General features: G+C 34.8%; 19 protein-coding genes. 3 read left to right on the top strand and 16 right to left on the bottom strand.

Annotation, left to right across the window (positions count from 1 at the left end):
• Window positions 1–38: 38 nt before the first annotated feature.
• The 9 genes from RMO83_RS15605 to RMO83_RS15645 form a co-directional block, all read right to left on the bottom strand.
• Entirely contained in the window at window positions 39–506 is a 468-nt protein-coding gene (locus tag RMO83_RS15605; RefSeq protein WP_310560629.1) for a 3-hydroxyacyl-ACP dehydratase FabZ family protein, read from the bottom strand.
• 86 nt (window positions 507–592) lie between these two features.
• A complete protein-coding gene (locus RMO83_RS15610) occupies window positions 593–1,645 on the bottom strand; it encodes a type III polyketide synthase (protein ID WP_310560630.1) in 1,053 nt (350 codons plus the stop codon).
• A gap of 49 nt (window positions 1,646–1,694) precedes the next feature.
• Window positions 1,695–2,441: a methyltransferase domain-containing protein gene (locus RMO83_RS15615; RefSeq protein WP_310560631.1), complete on the bottom strand. Its 747-nt coding sequence runs from the start codon at window positions 2,439–2,441 to the stop codon at window positions 1,695–1,697.
• Window position 2,442: 1 nt separating this feature from the next.
• Window positions 2,443–3,576 (bottom strand): NAD(P)/FAD-dependent oxidoreductase, encoded by a 1,134-nt coding sequence (locus RMO83_RS15620; protein WP_310560632.1) that lies wholly within the window; start codon window positions 3,574–3,576, stop codon window positions 2,443–2,445.
• 123 nt (window positions 3,577–3,699) lie between these two features.
• Complete coding sequence (gene ilvC / locus RMO83_RS15625; protein WP_310560633.1) at window positions 3,700–5,169, bottom strand: ketol-acid reductoisomerase; 1,470 nt, start codon at window positions 5,167–5,169, stop codon at window positions 3,700–3,702.
• Window positions 5,170–5,259: 90 nt separating this feature from the next.
• Window positions 5,260–5,784, bottom strand: coding sequence for an acetolactate synthase small subunit (gene ilvN / locus RMO83_RS15630; RefSeq protein ID WP_310560634.1), 525 nt, complete (start codon window positions 5,782–5,784; stop codon window positions 5,260–5,262).
• 125 nt (window positions 5,785–5,909) lie between these two features.
• Window positions 5,910–7,607 (bottom strand): biosynthetic-type acetolactate synthase large subunit, encoded by a 1,698-nt coding sequence (gene ilvB, locus RMO83_RS15635; RefSeq protein WP_310560635.1) that lies wholly within the window; start codon window positions 7,605–7,607, stop codon window positions 5,910–5,912.
• 129 nt (window positions 7,608–7,736) lie between these two features.
• Complete coding sequence (gene ilvD / locus RMO83_RS15640) at window positions 7,737–9,410, bottom strand: dihydroxy-acid dehydratase (RefSeq protein WP_310560636.1); 1,674 nt, start codon at window positions 9,408–9,410, stop codon at window positions 7,737–7,739.
• Window positions 9,411–9,442: 32 nt separating this feature from the next.
• The gene (locus RMO83_RS15645) at window positions 9,443–10,618 is read right to left on the bottom strand and encodes a 2-isopropylmalate synthase (protein WP_310560637.1); all 1,176 of its coding nucleotides are present in this window, start codon (window positions 10,616–10,618) and stop codon (window positions 9,443–9,445) included.
• Between the two features lie 244 nt (window positions 10,619–10,862).
• Between RMO83_RS15645 and RMO83_RS15650 the strand changes: the two genes are divergently transcribed.
• Window positions 10,863–12,407 (top strand): hypothetical protein, encoded by a 1,545-nt coding sequence (locus RMO83_RS15650; protein WP_310560638.1) that lies wholly within the window; start codon window positions 10,863–10,865, stop codon window positions 12,405–12,407.
• A 2-nt stretch (window positions 12,408–12,409) separates the two neighbouring features.
• Here RMO83_RS15650 and RMO83_RS15655 read toward each other — a convergent pair whose 3' ends face one another.
• Window positions 12,410–14,386: a dehydrogenase E1 component subunit alpha/beta gene (locus RMO83_RS15655; protein ID WP_310560639.1), complete on the bottom strand. Its 1,977-nt coding sequence runs from the start codon at window positions 14,384–14,386 to the stop codon at window positions 12,410–12,412.
• 233 nt (window positions 14,387–14,619) lie between these two features.
• Here RMO83_RS15655 and RMO83_RS15660 point away from each other — a divergent pair, with 233 nt between their 5' ends.
• A complete protein-coding gene (locus RMO83_RS15660) occupies window positions 14,620–15,078 on the top strand; it encodes a PA2169 family four-helix-bundle protein (protein WP_310560640.1) in 459 nt (152 codons plus the stop codon).
• Between the two features lie 125 nt (window positions 15,079–15,203).
• Here the strand turns inward: RMO83_RS15660 and RMO83_RS15665 are convergent, their stop codons facing one another.
• The 6 genes from RMO83_RS15665 to RMO83_RS15690 form a co-directional block, all read right to left on the bottom strand.
• Complete coding sequence (locus RMO83_RS15665; RefSeq protein WP_310560641.1) at window positions 15,204–16,133, bottom strand: YihY/virulence factor BrkB family protein; 930 nt, start codon at window positions 16,131–16,133, stop codon at window positions 15,204–15,206.
• 357 nt (window positions 16,134–16,490) lie between these two features.
• Complete coding sequence (trxA, locus tag RMO83_RS15670) at window positions 16,491–16,793, bottom strand: thioredoxin (protein ID WP_310560642.1); 303 nt, start codon at window positions 16,791–16,793, stop codon at window positions 16,491–16,493.
• Window positions 16,790–16,993: a hypothetical protein gene (locus RMO83_RS15675; RefSeq protein WP_310560643.1), complete on the bottom strand. Its 204-nt coding sequence runs from the start codon at window positions 16,991–16,993 to the stop codon at window positions 16,790–16,792. Before RMO83_RS15675 ends, trxA begins: the two co-directional genes overlap by 4 nt.
• 107 nt (window positions 16,994–17,100) lie before the next feature.
• Window positions 17,101–18,507: an MBL fold metallo-hydrolase gene (locus tag RMO83_RS15680; RefSeq protein WP_310560644.1), complete on the bottom strand. Its 1,407-nt coding sequence runs from the start codon at window positions 18,505–18,507 to the stop codon at window positions 17,101–17,103.
• A gap of 79 nt (window positions 18,508–18,586) precedes the next feature.
• The gene (locus RMO83_RS15685; protein WP_310560645.1) at window positions 18,587–19,390 is read right to left on the bottom strand and encodes a sulfite exporter TauE/SafE family protein; all 804 of its coding nucleotides are present in this window, start codon (window positions 19,388–19,390) and stop codon (window positions 18,587–18,589) included.
• A gap of 64 nt (window positions 19,391–19,454) precedes the next feature.
• The gene (locus RMO83_RS15690) at window positions 19,455–20,084 is read right to left on the bottom strand and encodes a Crp/Fnr family transcriptional regulator (RefSeq protein ID WP_310560646.1); all 630 of its coding nucleotides are present in this window, start codon (window positions 20,082–20,084) and stop codon (window positions 19,455–19,457) included.
• Between the two features lie 220 nt (window positions 20,085–20,304).
• Here RMO83_RS15690 and RMO83_RS15695 point away from each other — a divergent pair, with 220 nt between their 5' ends.
• Entirely contained in the window at window positions 20,305–21,945 is a 1,641-nt protein-coding gene (locus RMO83_RS15695) for an FAD-dependent oxidoreductase (protein WP_310560647.1), read from the top strand.
• Window positions 21,946–22,627: the final 682 nt, after the last annotated feature.

Consider the following 22,627-nt stretch of genomic DNA (forward strand, 5'->3'; position numbering starts at 1 on the left):
ATTTCAAAAAATCAATTTAAATTGGCACATTGTCATTTTTATTCAATGTTAGCTCCCTCTCCTTTGGAGAGGGTTGGGGTGAGGATTATTCCAGCAATTGTACCTGAGCAAACTTCTTCCTCCTTTTCATTTTTCATCACCACTTTACATTTTAGTTTGCCAAATCTAAAATAAATTTTCTCTGAAATTACCGTCACTTTTTCGTTAGGAAAAACAGGTTTCAAAAACTCTATTTCTGTTGATGTTAAAGCAATTGAGGTATTTAAATTAAATTCATCATTCAATAAAAATATTCCCAAGCAAACCAGTCCTATTTGCGCCATAACTTCTGTTAGGATTACGCCGGGCGTTATGGGATTATTCGCGAAATGACCTTTGTAAAAATCTAGATTTTCATCAAAAGTGTACGTTCCTTCCACTCCATTTTCATCAATATGTAGCAATTCATCTACAAACAAAAAAGGTTTGGAATACGGTAATTTTGATATGATTTCTTCTTTTGTCATACTTTTTTTGCCACAGATTCACAGATTTTTTTTGAATAATTCATCAAATACTATTTTAAATCTGCGAATCTGCGGTCAATTTTTTTTTAAAACTGCAATAAAACCTTTTGAGCAGAAAATCCTGGTCCAAAACTCAACATTAATCCTTTCGAACCTTTCTTCGGTTTGGTATCCATAATCCGCTCTAAAACATACAAAACAGTGGCACTTGACATATTGCCGTACAGTCGCAAGACTTCTTTTGTATCGTCAATATTTTTTCCTAAATCTGAAAACAATCCCTCAACAGTTTGAACAATTTTCTTTCCACCAGGGTGAAAAATCAAATGGTCTAAATCTGCCGTTTTTAGATTGTTTTTCTCTAAAAATGGATTAATAATATTGGGGAAATGGGAAGCAATAGTTTCCGGAACCTCAATATCCAAAACCATTTGTAAGCCTGAATTCGTTAATTTGAAACCCATTAAATGTTCGGCATCGTAAAAATGATACATTTCTTCGTCCAGAATCTCCGGTCCTTCGTCATCGCTATGCGAAGAAAGCAATACACAAGCAGCTCCATCTCCAAAAATCGCTGCGCTGACAATATTGGCCATCGAAAAATCATCCAATTGAAACGTTGCAGTCGGGCTTTCTACAGCGATAACTGCGGCTCGTTTTCCAGGATTGGCTTTCAAGAAGTTTTTGGCATAAATAATGCCTGAAATTCCTGCTGCACAACCCATTTCTGTTACTGGTAGCCGAACGATGTCGTGGCGTAATTTCAATTTATTGATTAAATACGCATCCAAAGAAGGAATCATAATTCCAGTGCAACTTACTGTGATAATATAGTCAAGATCTTCGGGTTGCCAATTTGCTTTTGTTAAGGCTTTTTCCAAAACTTTCTCCCCTAACTCAATCACTTCCCGAACGTAAATATCATTTCTTTCTTCAAAGGAAGTATTGGTAAAAACCTCGATTGGATCCATAATGGAATAACGTTTGTCAACGGCTGCTCCTTCAAATATTTTCTTTACTTTCCTAATGAATCGTTCCTCTTGTCCTTCAAGCCAAGCATCTAGGAATGGAATGATTTCATCCGTATTTCTAAAATACTTTGGTAATTGTTTGGAAACACATTTTATTTTTACACTCATAGCTTTTTTAGACTTTTAGATGATGAACGGATAGATAATAGATTAAAATTTATACTTCTTTTATCTCTTTATCTATTATCTCAATGTCTTTTTTAATAATCCATTGATAACGAAACGCCCATTTCCATTGAATTTTATAGTTGTTAAGTTTTAATTCTTTTGAAAAATGAATCAGTTCTTCTTTTTTAAAACCTCTCAAAATGGATACCAATCCATCTTCTCGTGACATTGCATTTAATCGAAAGACAAAACATAAAACCTGAAATAATCGATAAGCCAAAGCGCTTCTTTGCAAATCATTAATCACAATTCCTATTCTTGAATTGGCATTAAAAACGGTCATTAATTTCGAGATTTCAACTTCTTTGAAATGATGTAACGTCAATGTGCACAATACTATATCATATTTTAACTCTGCAAAAGCTTTACCAAAAACATCTTCGCATTGAAAACTTATATTTGAATAATCTTCTGATAATCTTCGAGCGTGATTAATGGTAAAATTATTAGCGTCAATACCAATTAATCGAAAATTCAAATTATTTTTATTACCATAGTTGGCCAAAGTTCGCAACATATCTCCGTTTCCACAACCCACATCTACAATGGTAATTTCGGTTGTACTTGAAATTTCCTGAATTAATTCCTGAACGCCTTGTAAAGTTAACTGGTTTCCGCCCAAGAGTTGGTTAATTTTTGCAATTTTATCCAAAGCCTCGCGCAAGACTTCACCTTCCATTGCAAAATCATCCATAATTTCGGGTTCGTCCGTTCTGTATTTTGTATTTATGAACATATTAAGATTTCAAAATTATGGGCTTGCCGTGAGTTTTCTTGATAATCAAAGGTAATAGAAACGGAAATGTAGCCAATAATTGCATCAAAAAAGTAGTTAACTTTTCTTTCTGTAGTATTTTTGATAACAATCGACCGATTTTGATTCTGTTTTTAAAATTAGCATTCCACTCTTGGGTATATTTTTCTTCTAATTCTTTTCTGGAATTGATTTTAGTATCTAAAAATGATAGAATTAATTCGGAAGCAATTTTGGCACTATGAATCGCCATTGCCATTCCGTTCCCACATAAAGGATGAATCAATCCTGCAGTATCTCCAATCATTAAAATATGGTTTTCGACAGCTTCCTTTTTCTCGAATGAAATTTGACTTATAGTCAAAGGTTTGTCAAAAATCAGCACACAATTTTCAAAAATAGTTTTCAAGTTCGGGTTTTTATACATCACTTTAGATTGAAACTCTTCAATATTTTTATGCTGTTTGAAGGTTTCATAATCAACTAAATAACAAATGTTTATTTTATCATTTTCTACTTTTGAAACGCCACAATAACCGCCCTTAAAATTGTGTAAACCCACCACATCACCAGGAAATTTCCCAGAATAATGAGCTTTTACAGCGAGCCAAGGAGAATTTTTTAGAATAAAATCACGATCCAATTTCAAATCAAGATTAGATCTTTTACCAAACGCTCCAAGAACAATTTTTGATTTTAATTCTAAATTATTGGTAGTAAAAACAGTGAATTCGTCTTCTTCAAATAGAATGTTGTTAACGGTATCTTGAACAATTTGACAGCCATTTGCTACTGCTTTTTGATATAAATAATGATCCAATTCATAGCGACTTATCCCGAAACCACCTAACGGAAGTCTCTGATTTATTATTTTTCCGCTTGAAATGGAGAATTGTATTTTTGAAATATTGGAGTGATTTAAAGCCACCATGTTTAAGCCCAACGACTGAAAATAAGGTAAAACTTCATTCGAAATGTATTCTCCGCACACTTTATGTTTTGGAAATTCATTTTTTTCAATCAAGATTACTTTCAACCCAGATTTTGATAAGTGTATAGCACTAGTCAGACCAGCCAAACCTCCGCCAATAATTACAACATCAACAGTAGTTTCCATAGTTTTGCTAATTTAGTAATTATTAGGCTTCATTATTTACATAATTAAATTTATTTTTTACATAAAAACAGCGAAATAGAAAATTTCTATCTCGCTGTTTTTTATAATTAAAAATTAGAATTATTATCCAATTTTTTTCATTGCTGTCATTGATTCTCTCAACCAAGCACCAATATCTTCGATAGGATGTTGACGAATTTCCTTGTTTACAGCTATAAGAATAGCGTTGTCAACACCATTTGAATTTGAAAAAGGTTTGCCAATAACATTGGTTTCTACTGTTTTCATAAAATCTGCTAATAATGGTTTACAGGCGTGATCGAATAAATAACAACCGTATTCAGCGGTATCGGAAATTACTCGGTTCATTTCGAATAATTTTTTTCTTGCTACAGTATTCGCAATCAACGGCAATTCGTGTAATGATTCATAGTAAGCCGATTCTTCGATAATTCCTGATTCGGTCATTGTTTCAAATGCCAATTCTACACCAGCTTTTACCATTGCAATCATTAGAACTCCATTGTCAAAATATTCTTGTTCAGAGATAGCTGCTGTTGTTGGAGCGGTTTTTTCAAAATTAGTTTCTCCAGTGGCTGCTCTCCAAGTCAATAAATTGGCATCATTGTTAGCCCAGTCAATCATCATATTTTTTGAAAATTCTCCCGACATAATATCGTCTTGATGTTTTTGGAATAACGGACGCATAATATCTTTTAACTCTTCGGCGAGTTCGAAAGCTTCAATTTTTGACGGATTGTTTAAACGATCCATCATATTGGTAATTCCACCGTGTTTCAAGGCTTCGGTAATAGTTTCCCAACCGTATTGAATTAATTTCGAAGCATAAGCAGGCTCGATACCTTTTTCTACCATTTTATCAAAGCATAAAATAGAACCCGTTTGCAACAACCCACAAAGAATGGTTTGCTCCCCCATCAAATCCGATTTTACTTCAGCAACAAATGAAGATTTCAAAACTCCTGCTCTGTCTCCTCCTGTAGCTACTGCATAGGCTTTGGCTTGAGCCAAACCTAATCCATTCGGATCATTTTCTGGGTGAACCGCGATTAATGTTGGTACACCAAAACCTCTTTTGTATTCTTCACGAACTTCAGATCCTGGGCATTTTGGAGCACACATAATAACAGTGATGTCTTTACGAATTTGCATTCCTTCCTCCACAATATTAAAACCATGTGAATACGCCAAAGTAGAATCTTTCTTCATCAAAGGCATAATGGCTGAAACTACTGCCGTATGTTGCTTATCAGGAGTTAGGTTACAAACCAAATCGGCCGTTGGAATTAATTCCTCATACGTTCCTACTGTGAAACCATTATCCGCAGCGTTCGTATATGAAACTCTTTTTTGAGCAATCGCATCTGCACGTAAAGTATAAGAAATATCTAATCCAGAATCTCTCATATTCAAACCTTGGTTCAAACCTTGAGCTCCGCAACCTACGATGACTACTTTTTTGCCTTTAAGGGCCTCTATTCCATCTGCAAATTCGGATTTATCCATGAATTCGCAAACGCCTAATTGTTCTAATTGTTCTCTAAGTGGTAATGAATTGAAATAATTTGCCATTTTTTTGTATTTAATAATTGAATGATTTATAATTTTAAGTTTTATCTAATGCAACCTATAATCTGCTAGCTGCTATCTGAAATTTAGACCCTATTTTAGTTCTTCTAATAAAGTTGTTACTTCCATTTTCTCTTTGGAAACTGAAATTCGTCCTGAACGCACAAATTGCATAATTCCAAAAGGTTTTAATTTGTTATACAAATCGTTGATTTCGGCACGTTTTCCTGATTTTGATATCACAAAAAAGTCTCTTGAAACCGTCACAATTTCCGAATGACTTTCTTTGATGATGTTTTGAATTTGTCTTTCGTCGAATAACAAACTAGACTCTATTTTGAAAATAGCACTTTCAAGGAAAATTGTTTCTTCATCAACATGATAAAATGCTTTAATAACTTCGATTTGTTTTTCGATTTGACCTACAATATTTTGCACCCATTTTTCTGAAGTTTTTACCACAATGATAAATCGGGAGACGTTTTCGATTTCCGATTCGGATACGTTTAGACTCAATACATTGATATGGCGTTTCAAGAAAATCCCTGAAATTCTATTCAATAAGCCAACGTTATTTTCTGAGTAAACAGAAATAGTGAATATTTTATTTTCTTCCATAATTTAAGCCCCTCCCCAACCCTCCCCTAAGGGGAGGGAGCCGAAACTGGCATTTGGGTTTATTTTTAATTTATAATCTATTTTTCTATTAAAGCTCCTAGTTCCCCCTTCGGGGGGTAGGGGGCTTACGATAATCTTATGTCTGCAACCGAAGCTCCAGTTGGAATCATCGGAAATACATTATTTTCTTTTTCGACCATCACTTCAAGGAAATAGGCATCTTTTGATGCCATCATTTCAGCAACGGCGGCGTCTAATTCTTCTCTTTGGGTTACTTTCTTGGCTTTGATGTAATACCCTTCGGCAATTGCACAAAAATTCGGGTTTACCATTTCTGTTGATGCATAACGATTGTCGAAAAATAGTTCTTGCCATTGGCGTACCATTCCTAAAAACTCATTGTTTAATATTACAATTTTTACGGGTACTTTGGTTTGGAAAATAGTTCCTAATTCTTGGATTGTCATTTGAAATCCGCCATCGCCAATAATAGCCACCACTTCACGTTCTGGTCTTCCCATTTTAGCACCAATAGCGGCTGGCAAACAAAATCCCATTGTTCCTAATCCTCCTGATGTAATATTACTTTTTGTATCATTGAATTTAGCATAACGGCAAGCAAACATTTGGTGTTGACCGACATCTGAAACTATAATGGCGTCTCCATTAGAATGTTTATTGATCATTTCAATGGTTTCTCCCATCGAAATTCCTTTGTCATTTGTTGGCGCTAATTCTTCGTTTATAACCGCTTCTAATTCGATTTTGTATTTTTCCTTGAATTCGTTGTGCCAAGATTCGTGTGTATTGTTTTCGATAAGCGGAATCAATGCTTGCAAAGATTCTTTTACATCGGCCAAAACAGCAATGGTAGTTTTTACATTTTTATCAATTTCAGCAGGATCAATTTCGAAGTGAATGACCTTGGCCTGTTTGGCATAAGTGGCCAAATTTCCGGTGACACGGTCATCGAAACGCATTCCAATCGCAATTAAAACATCGCATTCATTAGTCAAAACATTTGGTCCATAATTACCATGCATTCCAAGCATTCCCACATTTAAAGGATGATCCGTTGGCAAAGCAGAAAGCCCTAAAATTGTCCAAGCAGCTGGAATTCCTGATTTCTCTATTAATTCTTTTAGTTCAGCTTCGGCTTGACCCAAAATAATTCCTTGACCAAAAATGATGTATGGTTTTTTGGCGGTATTGATTAGTTCAGCTGCTGCAGCTACTTTTTCAAGGTTTAAAACGGGTTTCGGATTGTAACTTCTAATGTTGGTACATTTTTTATAACTAAAATCCAACTGATCGAACTGAGCATTTTTTGTAATGTCAATTAAAACTGGACCAGGACGACCTGATTTGGCAATATAAAAAGCTTTGGCTATAATTTCTGGAATTTCGTGAGCTTCCGTTATTTGATAATTCCATTTAGTTACAGGAGTTGAAATCCCGATAATATCTGTTTCCTGAAAAGCATCAGAACCTAATAAATGTTTGCCTACTTGACCTGTAATACAAACCATCGGTGTTGAATCGATTTGCGCATCGGCAATTCCGGTTACCAAATTGGTTGCTCCAGGACCTGAAGTGGCTATGGCAACACCAACTTTTCCGGTAGCCCTCGCATACCCTTGAGCGGCGTGTGTTGCACCTTGTTCGTGTCGCACCAAAACGTGGTGTAACTGTTCTTTAAATTTATATAATTCGTCATAAACTGGCATTATGGCTCCACCTGGATACCCATAAACCAAGTCCACGCCTTCTTCTAGCAAACATCTTATAATGGCTTCTGCGCCCGATATTTTATTATTTTCCATTTTATATTTTTTTCCTCCCCCCGACCCCCTCCGAAGGAGGGGGAGCCGAAACTGGTAAAGGGGAATTTAATATTTTTTTTATTATTTAATACTCAACTCCCTCCCCTTCGGGGAGGGCTGGGGTGGGGATTACTTATCCGTTACACAACCCGTTGATGCACTTGAAACTGATCTTGCATATTTGAGTAAAACTCCTTTTTTAACTTTTAAATCCGGTTGCACCCAATTGGCCAATCTCTCGGCATATTCTGCATCTGGGATTTTTAAATTGATGGTGTTTTTTACGGCATCAATTGTAATAGTATCTCCATTTTCGATTAATGCAATTCCACCACCATCATACGCTTCTGGTGTAATATGACCAACTACAAAACCGTGCGAGCCACCTGAAAATCTGCCATCGGTAATCAAGGCCACTTTATCTCCTAAACCAGCACCCATAATGGCAGAAGTTGGTTTTAGCATTTCTGGCATTCCTGGTCCACCTTTTGGTCCGCAATACCGAATGACGACTACATCACCTGGTTTAATCATTCCTTTTTCAAGACCGGGAATAACTTCGAATTCGCTTTCGAAAACTACTGCTGTTCCTTCAAAATATTCTCCTTCTTTTCCGCTAATTTTGGCAACACAACCTTCAGAAGCTAGGTTTCCGTATAATATTTGAATATTTCCAGAAGATTTTAATGCGTTTTTTATATCATGAACAATCTCTTGACCTTCATATAAATCAGGTACAGATTCTAAATTTTCGGCAATTGTCTTCCCTGTTACTGTCATACAATCTCCATGAATGAAACCTTCTCTTAACAAATATTTCATTAATGCAGGAATTCCACCAACTGCGTGCAAATCTTCCATCATGAATTTTCCACTTGGTTTTAAATCAGCCAAAACGGGAGTTTTATCACTGATAGCCTGAAAATCATCCAATGTTATTTCAATGTCAACTGAATGTGCCATAGCAATTAGGTGCATAACAGCATTGGTTGAACCAGCCAAAACGGCTACAATGGTAATAGCGTTTTCAAAAGCCTTGCGAGTCATAATATCTTTTGGCTTAATATCTCTTTCTAATAAAATACGAATAGCCTTTCCAGCATCGTCACATTCTTTTAGTTTATCTTGACTTACCGCAGGATTTGAAGAACTGTATGGTAAACTCATTCCTAGTGCTTCAATGGCTGACGCCATAGTATTAGCAGTGTACATTCCGCCGCAAGCCCCTGGACCTGGACAAGAATTTTTGATTACACCTTTGAAATCTTCATCGGAAATAGTATTCTTGAATTTTTTTCCTAAAGCTTCAAAAGCAGATACTATATTAAGGTGTTCTCCTTTCCATCTTCCTGAGTTGATTGTTCCTCCATAAACCATAATTGCTGGGCGATTTACTCTTCCCATCGCAATCAAGGCTCCTGGCATATTTTTATCGCAACCTGGAATGGCAATCATGGCGTCATACCACTGTGCTCCCATTACCGTTTCGATTGAATCAGCAATAACATCACGTGAAACCAATGAAAATCGCATTCCTTCTGTTCCGTTTGAAATACCATCGCTTACTCCGATGGTATTAAAAATTAATCCCACTAAATCAGCATCCCAAACTCCTTTTTTGACATCTTTAGCCAAATCATTCAGGTGCATATTACAAGTATTGCCTTCGTATCCCATACTCACAATGCCCACTTGTGCTTTATTCAAATCTTCTTCAGTCAAACCAATTCCGTACAACATTGCTTGAGCAGCCGGTTGTGTAATGTCTTGTGTTATTGTTTTACTGTATTTATTTAATTCCATTGTATGTTTTCTTTCTAATTTTATTGTTTTTGTTAACTTCTAATTAAATCACTTTCAATTTTACAAGCTTCTATGATTTGGTGAATATCAGTGTCCAAGACTTCTTTTTTAATATCTGCAAATTTCAAGAATTCTACGTAAACAATATCCAATTGTACTTTTGTCAATTCATAACCCACTTTTTTGGCTCTGTAAGCCAATGCTGCTCTACCACTTCTGGCCGTAAGTATAATTGAAGATTCATTGACTCCTACTTCAACAGGATCCATAATTTCGTAGGTCTCTCTGTTTTTTATCACACCATCTTGATGAATTCCTGAACTGTGTGAAAAAGCGTTGGCACCAACAATCGCTTTGTTAGGTTGCACCATCATTCCCATACTTTCTGATACCAAGCGGCTCATTTCATTTAATTGACGGGTATTGATGCTAGTATCTAAATTCAAATACGGATGTTGTTTCAGCACCATCACTACTTCTTCAAGTGCGGTGTTTCCAGCTCTTTCTCCTATACCATTAATCGTACATTCTATTTGTCTGGCACCGTTGATGACACCAGCAATCGAATTGGCTGTAGCCATTCCTAAATCATTGTGACAATGACAAGAAAGAATTACGTTTTCAATGCCTTTTACGTTTTCTTTCAGATATTTTATTTTAGCTCCGTATTCTTCTGGCAAACAATATCCTGTTGTATCGGGAATATTCAATACGGTTGCTCCAGATTTTATGACTTCTTCACAGACTCGAGCTAAGAAATCATTCTCGGTTCTACCGGCATCTTCAGCGTAAAATTCTACATCTTCAACGAATGATTTGGCATAAGAAACTGCATATTTTGCTCGGGCAATAATATCTTCTCTAGTGGTATTTAGTTTGTATACAATATGAGAATTTGATGTTCCAATTCCAGTATGAATACGGGGTTTTTTTGCATATTTCAAAGCTGCAGCAGCTACATCAATATCGTTTTTTACAGCTCTTGTAAGTCCACAAACCGTAGCGTTTTTAACAATTTTACCTATCTCAGAAACAGATAAAAAATCACCTGGACTAGAAACAGGAAAACCAGCTTCGATAATATCAACTCCCATTTCGTCGAGGCGAGCGGCAATTACTAGTTTTTGCTGGGTATCTAATTTACATCCTGGAACTTGTTCACCGTCTCTTAAAGTGGTATCAAAAATTTGGACTTTCTCTCTATTCATAGGTAAATATTTATTGTTTTTTATCGGTCATATGTAATTAGCATATCTACATTGGTGCTTGCAACCAATTTTAGTTCATGCTCATTTCATATTTAAAATATTTAATGTAATTTCACATCTTTGAACAAAAATAGATTTCATTATTCTAATGTAAAATTCGTTTTTGTGAATTATACTGTTTATAAGGGATGCAAAAACTTTATAAAATACTTAAAAACAATACGTTACTATACTATATTTTACAATGGCTAACCATCAAAAAGATTCTTTATTTGTTTTAATTAAATCCCTTTCAAAGTCCGAAAAAAGACAATTTAAGATTTTCGCAAGTCGTTTGGAAACGAGTTCTAACACAAAGTTTATCGAATTATTCAATATTTTGGACAAGTCGGAAGGCTATGACGAGAAAATTATCTTGAAAAGTGGCATTATCAAAAAAGCCCAATTATCGAACCTAAAATCGTATTTGTACAAACAAATATTGGTGAGTATCAGGTTGAATATTCCGAGCCAAAACATTCGGTATCAATTAAGAGAACAAATCGATTTTGCGGCCATACTTTACAACAAAGGCTTGTACAAACAGAGTTTGAAAATCTTGGATAAAACCAAGCAACAAGCCCTAGAAAACGACGAAAAATATATGGCGTATGAAATTGTCGAATTCGAAAAACTAATTGAGTCGCAATACATTACCCGCAGTATTCAAGGTCGTGCGGATGAACTCGTTATTCAAGCTAAAGAACTAAATTATAAAAATACGATTTCGAGTAAGCTATCGAATTTATCATTGCAATTATACGGCATTATGCTTAAAACTGGTTACGTAAAAAGCGATGAAGAATTCAAATATATAGACGATTATTTCAAGAAGCACATTGCTAAATTCGACGAGAAAAAGTTTGGATTTAGAGAACGCTATTGGTATTTTAATGCTAATCTTTGGCGCAGTTTTCTAGTTCAAGACTTCTTGTCTTGTTATAAATTTTCGCATAAATGGGTAACCCTTTTTTATGACAACAGGAGTATGATTTATCTCAATCCTGTGTTTTTCCTGAAAGGAAACCATTATTTATTGGAGTCGCTGTTTATGCTGAAATACAAGTCCAATTTTAAGAAATATTTACGGCTGTTGGAAGAAACCATCAACGATCCACAATTTCCGGTCAATGACAACATCACTTCGTTATCATTCTTATATTTATACAATAACAAATTGAATTATCACATTCTCGAGGGAACTTTTGCCGAAGGGGAATACCTGATTCCAGAAGTATTAGAGAAAATAAATCTGCACTCTGAGCATCTAGACGAGCATCACGAAATGTTGTTTTACTATAAAATTGCGTGCATTTATTTTGGTAACGAAAAACACAACGAATGCGTATTTTATCTTGAAAAAATCATCAATAACAAAAACCTTTACGTTCGAGAAGATTTGGCTTGCTTTGCCCGATTGTTGTGCTTGATTGCGCATTACGAATCGGGGAAAGATTTCAACTTAGAAAATCAGTTGGTGAGCACCTACAAATTTCTAATCAAAATGAATGATTTACACGAAGTGCAAAAGGAAATCATTCGCTTTTTGAAAAAATTAAGCACCATTTATCCAAGTGATATCAAAAAAGAATTTATCAAAGTAAAAGAACGTTTTGTTGAATTAGAAAAAAACACCTACGAGAAAAGAGCGTTCCTTTATCTAGACATCATTTCTTGGCTTGAAAGCAAAATCGAAAACCGAAAAATAAGCGATATTATCAAGGAGAAAGCGAAGTTGAATAATAGGTAAACTTAATAATACAACAACTCCAACAACGTTTGCTCAAACCTTCCTTTTGGCAAATACTGGTCTTCCAAAGCTTTGGTAAACGGAATCGGACTGTCTAAACTTGCCACACGTTTTACTGGCGCATCAAGATATTTGAAGCAATTTTCCATAATCAATGCCGAAATATCGCTGGCAATACCGCCAAACAAAGAGTCTTCTTGGTAAATAATGGCTCGTCCTGTCTTCTTCACCGAAGTATAAATAGCTTCAGTGTCCAAAGGTTGCAAGGTTCTTAAATCCAAGACATCAGCTGAGATCTCTGGGTTTTTAGTCAAAGTTTCCAATGCCCAATGTACGGCTGCGCCAAAAGTGATAATCGTGACTTGATTTCCTTCTTTTACCAAAGCGGCTTTGCCCAAAGGAATCGTGTAATAATCTGTTGGTACATCTTGGTGTACACTTCGATACAATTGCTTGTGCTCAAAAAATAGAATGGGATTCGGGTCGTTGATAGATTCGTTCAACAAACCTTTGGCATCATACGGAAAGGCTGGATAAACTACTTTCAAACCGGGTGTTTTAGTAAACCAAGCTTCATTAGTCTGCGAATGAAAAGGTCCTGCTTGAGTTCCCGCACCACAAGGCATCCGTATTACAACATCGGCTTTTTCCTGCCAACGGTAATGCGTTTTGGCCAATAAATTTATGATTGGATTGAATCCTGTAGAGACAAAATCGGAAAACTGCATTTCGACAATCGCTTTATAACCGTTGATAGACAATCCCATTCCGGCCGAAACTACTGCGCTTTCGCAAATGGGTGTATTGCGAACACGCTCTTTACCAAACTGCTCGACAAAACCATCGGTGATTTTAAAAGCACCTCCATATTCAGCAATGTCCTGACCCATAATCACCAAGTTGTCATACCGTTCCATTGATTGTCTCAAACTGCTGGAAATAGCGTCTATAAATCGGATATTACTAATTTCATCAGAAGGTTTAACTTCTTGATATTCATAATATTTGTAAACATCATTTAATTCATTATCATAAATAGCTTCAATCTCAGGTTCAGCATTGGCAACAGCCCAATTTTCATCAATTTCGGTCTTGATTTCGCTTCTTAAACTGGAATCAAAATCCTCTGAAAGAATGTTTTTTTCTTTTAAATAATTCCTGTAATTTTCCACTGGATCTTTGGCAGCCCAAACGTCCATCAATTCCTGCGGAACATATTTGGTGCCACTCGCCTCTTCGTGACCGCGCATTCTAAAAGTTATGAATTCCAATAAAACAGGACGGGGATTTGCCTCCATCGAAGCTTTCAATTCTGATAATTTAGTATAAACTTCAAGTATATTATTGCCATCTAAAATATGGCTTTCCATTCCGTAACCTATTCCCTTATCGGCAATGTGCTCACAACGAAACTGCTCATCTGTTGGCGTTGATAAACCATAACCATTGTTTTCGACAATAAATAAAACCGGTAATTCCCAAACAGCAGCAATATTCAAAGCTTCGTGAAAATCCCCTTCGCTTGTGGCTCCTTCACCTGTAAATACAGCCGTTATTTTTCCGTTTTGTTTTAGTTTATTTGCTAAAGCAATTCCATCAGCAATTCCTAATTGTGGGCCGAGATGCGAAATCATTCCAATAATCTTGAATTCTTGTGTGCCAAAGTGAAAACTGCGATCCCGACCTTTGGTAAACCCATTGGCTTTGCCTTGCCATTGCGAAAATAATCGGTGTAAAGGAATATTCCTTCCCGTAAAAACACCTAAGTTTCGGTGCATTGGTAAGATGTATTCGTCAGAATCCAAAACCGCCGTAACTCCCACAGCAATGGCTTCCTGCCCAATTCCAGAAAACCATTTTGAAACCTTTCCTTGCCGAATCAAAATCAACATTTTTTCTTCAATTAGTCTTGGGACAAGCAGTCTTTTATACAAATCTAATAATTGGTCGTTGGAAAGAGTTTTACTGTCGAAAGTCATAAATTGTTATTTTGAATGGCTTTTCAAATGTATAAAAAAATAACATTCTTAACAGGTATTGTTATATTATTTATATCGAAAAATAATTGTGTCAGCGAATACTTACTGATTCCAAAATTGGAATACACCTCGGAATAATGTAATATATTTTAATAATTGTATAAAATGCTACTGAATTATTAAACTAACCTTTGTGGAAGGATAAATTATATAACAATCTAAAATAAAAAAAAATGAAAACAGAGAAAACAATTGCTGTTTTGAATTCACTTATTGAAATCAATAACGACAGAATTTACGGCTACGAAACAGCATCGAAAGAAGTGGAAGAAACAGATTTAAAAATGTTGTTTGCACATGCAACAGAAACAAGCATCAAATTAAAAGCACAACTCGTTGCAGAAGTCAAAAATTTAGGGGGAAAACAAACTGAATCAACCACAACAAGCGGTAAAATCTATCGAATTTGGATGGATGTGAAAGCTTTAGTTACTGGTAAAGACAGAAAAGTGATTTTGGATTCGTGCGTGTTTGGTGAGGATGCCGCGATTGAAACTTACAATGAGGCATTGAGTAATCATGAAGATTTAACATCTGGTCAACATATGATGATAACTGAACAGTTAGTATTGATAAAAATGGATCAGGATAATTTAAAAAAGATAAATAATTTGATCGAATTAAGTAAGTAATTCTTTCTTCATTAAAAAAATGCGGTTAAAATCTAGAAGGTTTTATCCGCATTTTTTTTATCAAAAAATTTAGTAAACACAAACCTTTTTTTCTAAAAAATAGATTGGGAAACAAAATACAATTATTATTTTTCAGGTACTTTTGGAAGTTCTGTTACCTCTACTTCAATGGCGACAGCATATTCATTCGGTATGATTTTACTCCCGTGAGCATTCGCATACACTTTCGTAAATTCGGCTCCAAAATACAAGATTATGGCTGAATAATACACCCAAATCAAAATAATAATTACCGATCCAGCAGCACCATATACTGTTGCAACGGTCGAACTTCCCAAGTACAATCCTATTGCAAATTTGCCAAACATAAAGAATAACGAAGTGAAACCGGAACCTATTAAGGCATCTTTCCAAGCAATATTTCCGTCGGGTAGTGTTTTAAAAATTATTGAAAATAAAACCGTTGTGGTCGCAAACAGGATTAAAATATTAAGCACATAAAACACATAAATGGTCGAATCGGGAAAATAAATCAGCAAACGGGCACTAATTAAATCCATAACGGTATTGACCATTAAACTGACCAATAACAAAAAACCAACCGATGCAATCATTGAGAATGACATCAATCGATTTTTAATAAATTTCATAAATCCCTTGTTGGGTTTCGCCTTCAAACCCCAAATGTAATTGATGGAACTTTGAATTTCGGCAAAAACTCCCGAAGCGCCGATGAGCAACATTATCCCACCAAATATGGCGGCAAATGCACTGTTCTCAGTCAATTCAATATTCTTGATAGTTTCCTGAATTTGGATAGCAGCTTCATTACCAACCATTCCATTTATCTGACCGAAAAATTGACCATTGACAGCTTCTCTTCCAAAGAAAATACTAAAAATGGATATTATAATAATCATTAATGGTGGTAATGAAAATATGGTGTAATAGGACAACGATGCACTTAATTTTAAAGCATTATCATCATCAAATTCTTGGTAGGTTTTCTTTATCAATTTCCAGCTTAACAAGACTACTTCTCTTCTTCTTCTCATTTTTTGTTATTGTTTTTCTTTGTATTCCAAAAATATTTTATTGAAATCCAATTGATTTAACAAAGCTAGGTCTATTATGCTTAGTTGGTGCGTAACGACCAGAACAAAGCGGAAATTGTACTAAAATACTTGGTTTAAATTTAACACTGTTTCTAAATTGCCAAAGTAAAAAAAATAACCCCTAGGTAACTATGACATACCAAATAGAATTGAGCAAAAGCTTATTGAAGAATTCTTTCGATAGTTGTGAGTAATCCACTCATTAAAATGAAGATATATATTTGGGATTAAATAAAAGATTGCTTTTTTAGCAATTGACAATAATGGAAAAAGTATTGCAGAAAGATATTCATTTAATTAATTACTTTTTTCTACTATGGTTTTTATAATTTCTTCTTTAGACAAAACTCCCGATTGTCGCCACAATTGCTTTCCGTTTTGGAATAAAATCATAGTAGGTACTCCACGAACTTGATATTTTGAAGCCAATTGTTGGTTTTTATCCACATCAATTTTCAGGACGGTAATGCCTTCTCCAAGATTGTCTTTTACTTGTTTTAAAATCGGTGCCAATGTTTTGCACGGACCACACCAAGTAGCAAAAAAATCAATTAATACTGGTTTTTCAGATTTTATAATGGTATCAAAATTAGTGCTCATTTTTTAGAATATTTAGTATTAGGAATGCTACAATCATTTGGCCCACAGCCTAGATTGAATACAACCTGAAATAAGAAAAACAATCCGAATGCGATAAAAAACCATTCTTTAGTGGTTACGGCTTGAACAAACAAAAACAGGGAAAAAGCCAATCGCACCCAGCGCATTGTATGCCAATTTGTGAATAGTAAATTTTTCATTTTATACTTTTCGTGAATTTAAAATAATCAAAATTTTCTAGTATAATACCGATATAGTCTGAAAATAGTTCAATTTTTATTGAACTGTATTGAATACATAATCGGTATTATTTTAATGTTGACGGACACACATAATTTGTGGTTTTTATTGTCGTTTTTTTGATTGAGGCAAATCCTCCTAAAATATTGACAATATTATGATATCCTCTAGCTTTTAATATGGAAGCGGCAATCACCGAGCGATATCCTCCGGCACAATGCACATAAAATTCATCTTCCTTTGGAAATTCGGCAATATGATCATTAATAAAATCCAAAGGAGTAGATTGAGCACCTTCGATATGCTCAGCAGTAAATTCACCCTCTTTTCTAACATCAAAAATAGGAACATTTTCTTCCATTATTTCTTCTAGACCATTGGCTGTAATCCAATTAACAGTATCATATTCAAACCCTGCATTTTTCCAAGTTTCAAATCCGCCTTTCAAGTAGCCCAATGTGTTGTCGTAGCCTACTCTAGCCAAACGTGTAATACTTTCTTCCGCTCTTCCTAACGGAGCGACCAAAAGAATAGGTTGTTTGATGTCAGGAATCAAAGCACCAACCCAAGGAGCAAAATCACCGTCAATACCAATGAAAATCGACTGGGGAATATGTCCTTTAGAATAATCATCCTGATGGCGAACATCAAGTATTACGGTATCGATTTTATTGGCAACTAATTCGAAAGTTTCAGCATCATAAGCAATGGCATCACTAATAATGTCTTCTACATTTTCATATCCTTCTTTGTTGAGCTTCACATTCATCGGAAAATAAGAAGGCGGTGGTAATAAACCATCGGTAACCTCCTTGACAAATTCTTCCTTAGTCATATTTGCACGAAGTGCATAATTGGTTTTCTTTTGGTCACCAATAGAACCAACTGTTTCGTTGCTTAAATTTTTACCGCAAGCACTTCCTGCACCATGAGCTGGATAAACAATGACATCATCTGCCAAAGTCATTACCTTGTTTCTCAAACTATCAAACAAGATTCCTGCCAATTCTTCTTGAGTCATATCCGCCGCTTTTTGAGCTAAATCCGGACGACCAACATCTCCTAAAAACAAAGTATCTCCACTAAAAAGGGCATAATCTTTTCCGTGTTTGTCTTTCAAAAGATAACAAACACTTTCCAAAGTATGTCCTGGTGTGTGCAAAACAGTTATGGTGATTTCTCCCAAAGGAAAAACTTCCCCATCGGTCGCAATATGTGCTTTAAAACTAGGATTGGCGGTTGGTCCAAAAATTATTGGAGCTCCAGTTTTCTCGGACAAGGTGACATGACCACTTACAAAATCGGCGTGGAAATGAGTTTCAAAAATATATTTAATTTTTGCGTTATTTTTATTGGTCTTATTTATATAAGGTTGCACTTCACGTAATGGATCAATAATGGCTACCTCGCCTTTACTCTCGATATAATAGGCACCTTGTGCTAAACAACCGGTATAAATTTGTTTAATTTTCATCTTTCAAAGTGTTTTTATAATGTAAATTTATCTATTTTTTAATCGAATTCTTTTTCTAAATCCACATTTTAGCAAATTATTATGATAAGAAAAGCTCTCGAATGATGATGTAAATTCCCATTGCTAATACAAACCAACCAAAACCAGTTTTGAGTTTTTCATCTGCTACTTTTTTAGAAATAAAATTCCCTATAAATATCCCAACAATTGACGCTAAAGTAAAGTATTCCAGTAATTTCCAATCGATAATTTGGTCGCTCATAATGTCGCCTGTAAACCCAATTAATGATTGTGCAGCAACAATTAAAAGTGAGGTTCCAATTGCCATTTTCATTGGTGTTTTGGCAAAAATCAATAAAGTTGGAACAATCAAAAATCCGCCTCCAGCGCCTACAAATCCAGAAATAAGTCCAATACAAATTCCTAGTAATGCAATTTTAATATAATTGAGTTTTTCATTTTCTGTAACGTTATTTTCTGTCAACGGTTTTATCATTCTAACCGATGCAAAAATCATAACGAAGGCAAAAACGACCATAATAAGAATGGACTTGCTCAAAATAAATCCTTCCGACTCAACTATAATTTCTGGAATTTTGGGAACAATCAGTTTTCGAGTAACAAATACAGAAATTACTGCTGGAATTCCGAATAATCCAACCTTATAAAAATCGACTAATTTTTGCTTTGCTTTATGAATTCCACCAACTAAAGAAGTTGTGCCAATAACAAATAAGGAATAGGCTGTTGCCAATGTTGGTTCTATTCCCATCACATAAACCAAAATAGGAACCGAAAGTATCGAACCACCACTACCCAACATTCCGAGGATCATACCAACAAAAACAGCCAAAATATATCCTATTAATTGAGATATTTCCATTTATAAAAATTTATAATCGCAAAAATAGGGTATTTTATATCCTTGTTCTGTAACAAATGTTACCTCATTTCAGCAACACAATCGAAGATCTTTTCAAACTTATTTTGCCTTTGTTTTCCAATGCTTTGAGCAAGCGAGAAACAACAACTCTGGAAGTATGCAAGTCATAAGCAATTTCCTGATGTGTCGAAAGAATTTCATTGGATTTAACTACTTTTGATTTGTCATTTAGATAATTTAATAATCGTTCGTCCATATTCATAAATGCCAAATTATCAATAGCTGAAAGCATTTCTTTTAAACGATTATTATAACTATTAAAAACGTAGTTTCTCCAACTTCTATACTTTCCTAACCACTCTTCCATTTTGCTTACAGGAATCATAATTAATTGTCCTTTGGTTTCAGCAACAGCTCTAATTTCACTTTTGGTTTCGCCTAAACAGCAAGCCATAGTCATGGCACAAGTATCGCCTTTTTCTATAAAATACAACAACAATTCGCCTTCGTCAAAATCTTCTCGCAGTATTTTAATGGCTCCTGAAATCAGCAAAGGCATTTTTCGAATAGAATCGCCAAAATCAATTAGAATATCACCTTCCTTGAAATCTCTGAGCAAAGAAGTTTCTACAATTTCCTCGATTAATTTATCTTCAAGTAGATATCCGTAAGTTTGTTTGAGTAATTCTTTCATTATTTAGCTGTGCATTTTATTAGATGTAAATTTCGCTAAAAAATTTAACATTTAACATAAAAAAACCAAACACTTTGTCAGATAATTTACTATTCAAAGCTTTTGGTTGATTATTTCATTTTAATTTAAAAGATTTCGTTTTGTGTAACATAAGCTACAGATAACTCGTAAATGTTTTCTGAAATTTGAACTATCATTTGATATAAATACTAACATAGAGATGAAAATATTAATTATCGGTGGCGTTGCTGGTGGTGCAACTGCTGCAGCAAGATTGAGAAGACTGAGTGAAGCAAATGAAATCATTATTTTTGAAAAAGGAGAACACGTAAGCTTTGCCAATTGTGGACTTCCCTATCATATTGGAGGTGTTATTGCCGACCGCTCTAAGTTATTATTGCACACCCCTACTTCCTTAAAAACAAGATTCAACCTAGATGTCCGTGTTTTTAACGAGGTTTTAAAAATCAACAAAGAAGCCAAAACAATCGAAGTTCGAAATCTAATTACAAAAGAAATTTACACCGAATCCTACGATACATTATTATTATCTCCAGGTGCCGAACCTTTTCGACCTGCTATTCCCGGAATAGATTCTGATAAAATAATGACACTTCGCAATGTGACGGATATGGATCGAATCATTGCCCAAACCAAAGATTTAAAAAACATTGCCGTGGTTGGTGGTGGTTTCATTGGCTTAGAAGTAGCGGAAAATCTAGTTAAAAAAAACTTAAATGTCACCGTTATCGAATTGGGAAACCAGGTGATGGCTCCAGTGGATTATGAATTTGCCAAAATGGTACAACATCATGCCGCTGCCAAAAACCTAAATATCCTTATAAATACAGGTGTCGAAGCTTTTGAAGAGAAAGGCAACGAAATTGAATTGAAATTAAATACAGGCAAAACCATTCTGGCTGAATCCGTTGTGTTTGCCATTGGCGTGAAGCCTGAAAATGGATTGGCGAAAGCTGCAGGATTGGATTTGGGCATAACCGGCGGAATTGCTGTGAATGAATTTATGCAAACCTCAGACCCGAATATTTATGCTGTGGGCGATGCTGTCGAAGTTTCTCACTATATTAATCAGGCGAAAGTACTGATTCCATTGGCTTGGCCAGCTAATCGTCAAGGGCGAATTGTAGCTGATAATATTACGAGAGGTAACAAAATTTCGTACAAAGGAACTTTGGGAACTTCGATTATCAAATTCTTTGACTTGACTGTTGCAGCCACAGGACTCAACGAAAAATTATTGAAACGCAGCAATATTCCGTATCGAACAGTTACCGTTACCAGATCCAATCACGCTATTTATTATCCAGGAGCAACCAATATTGTCTTGAAAATGAATTTTGGAGAAGACGGAACTATTTATGGTGCTCAGGCCTTGGGACAAGAAGGAGTTGACAAACGCATAGATGTGATTGCTACGGCCATCAAAGGAAATTTGACTATTTATGATTTGCAGGAAATAGAAGTAGCTTATGCCCCACCCTATAATTCAGCTAAAGATCCTGTAAATATTTTGGGATACGTGGCTGAAAATATGCTCAATGACGATGTACGTTTCATCAATTACGACCAATTGGACGATTATCTTTTGACTGAAAAAGCCATTCTCATTGATGTTAGAACCAAAACAGAATTCGAAAACGGTGCGATTCCCAATGCGATTAATATGGATCTAGATACTTTGAGGGATAACTTGGATTTCTTTGACAAAAACAAGAAATACGTTATTTATTGCCAGATTGGTCTAAGAGGCTATTTGGCGCAACGCATTTTGAGAAACCACAATATATATTCCGTGAATTTGAATGGTGGTTATGGATTGTGGAAACCCCTGAATAGTTAGACAAAATGCAGCAAAAAAAATACCTTCTTGCAGTTTTTAAACGGGATTTCCCCTTTATTAAAAGTCTAGTTATGGTTGTAAAAATTTATATTACTATCTATTTTTTTAAGAATATTTATAAAGAGGGACAATTTTTAAAGCTGCAAATCCCTACCCTATCTGAACCACGAATAAATAGATGATCCCTTTTCTAAATAATTTGTCTTTTGCACTCACTTTTTGCTTTTTTTCTTTTCATAAGCCAATTATTCAATTTAAAAAAGACTTTAATTAGCTACAAAATCCTATATTTCTGCTAAAACTCAAAAAATTTAAATTACTTCATAGTTAAATAATTGTAAAACTAAAAATTGACTTTCAATACAGCCTTTTTTAATTTTTATTTCAAATATTGCACCTCTAATCCAATAATAATAACTCAATAAATGTATTTTATGAGTTAATTTGAATTTATTTAAATAAAAATTAATTCTAAATAACTCAAAAATAGCTCCAAATAAAAAATATAAATTAAAGATTCTATAAATAAATTGATAATTTAAAATCATTGTTGTCCGATAAAAACTTGAAAAGCTACTATTTATAAGCATTTCAACTGTTTTGCTTGTTTTTTAGTGTTCTTTGTAGAACTCAATATTTGAAATTTAGAAAAATATTTTTTCAAATATTGAAGTTTTAAGAG

It is taken from the genome of Flavobacterium sp., assembly GCF_031423415.1.
Lineage (GTDB): Bacteria > Bacteroidota > Bacteroidia > Flavobacteriales > Flavobacteriaceae > Flavobacterium.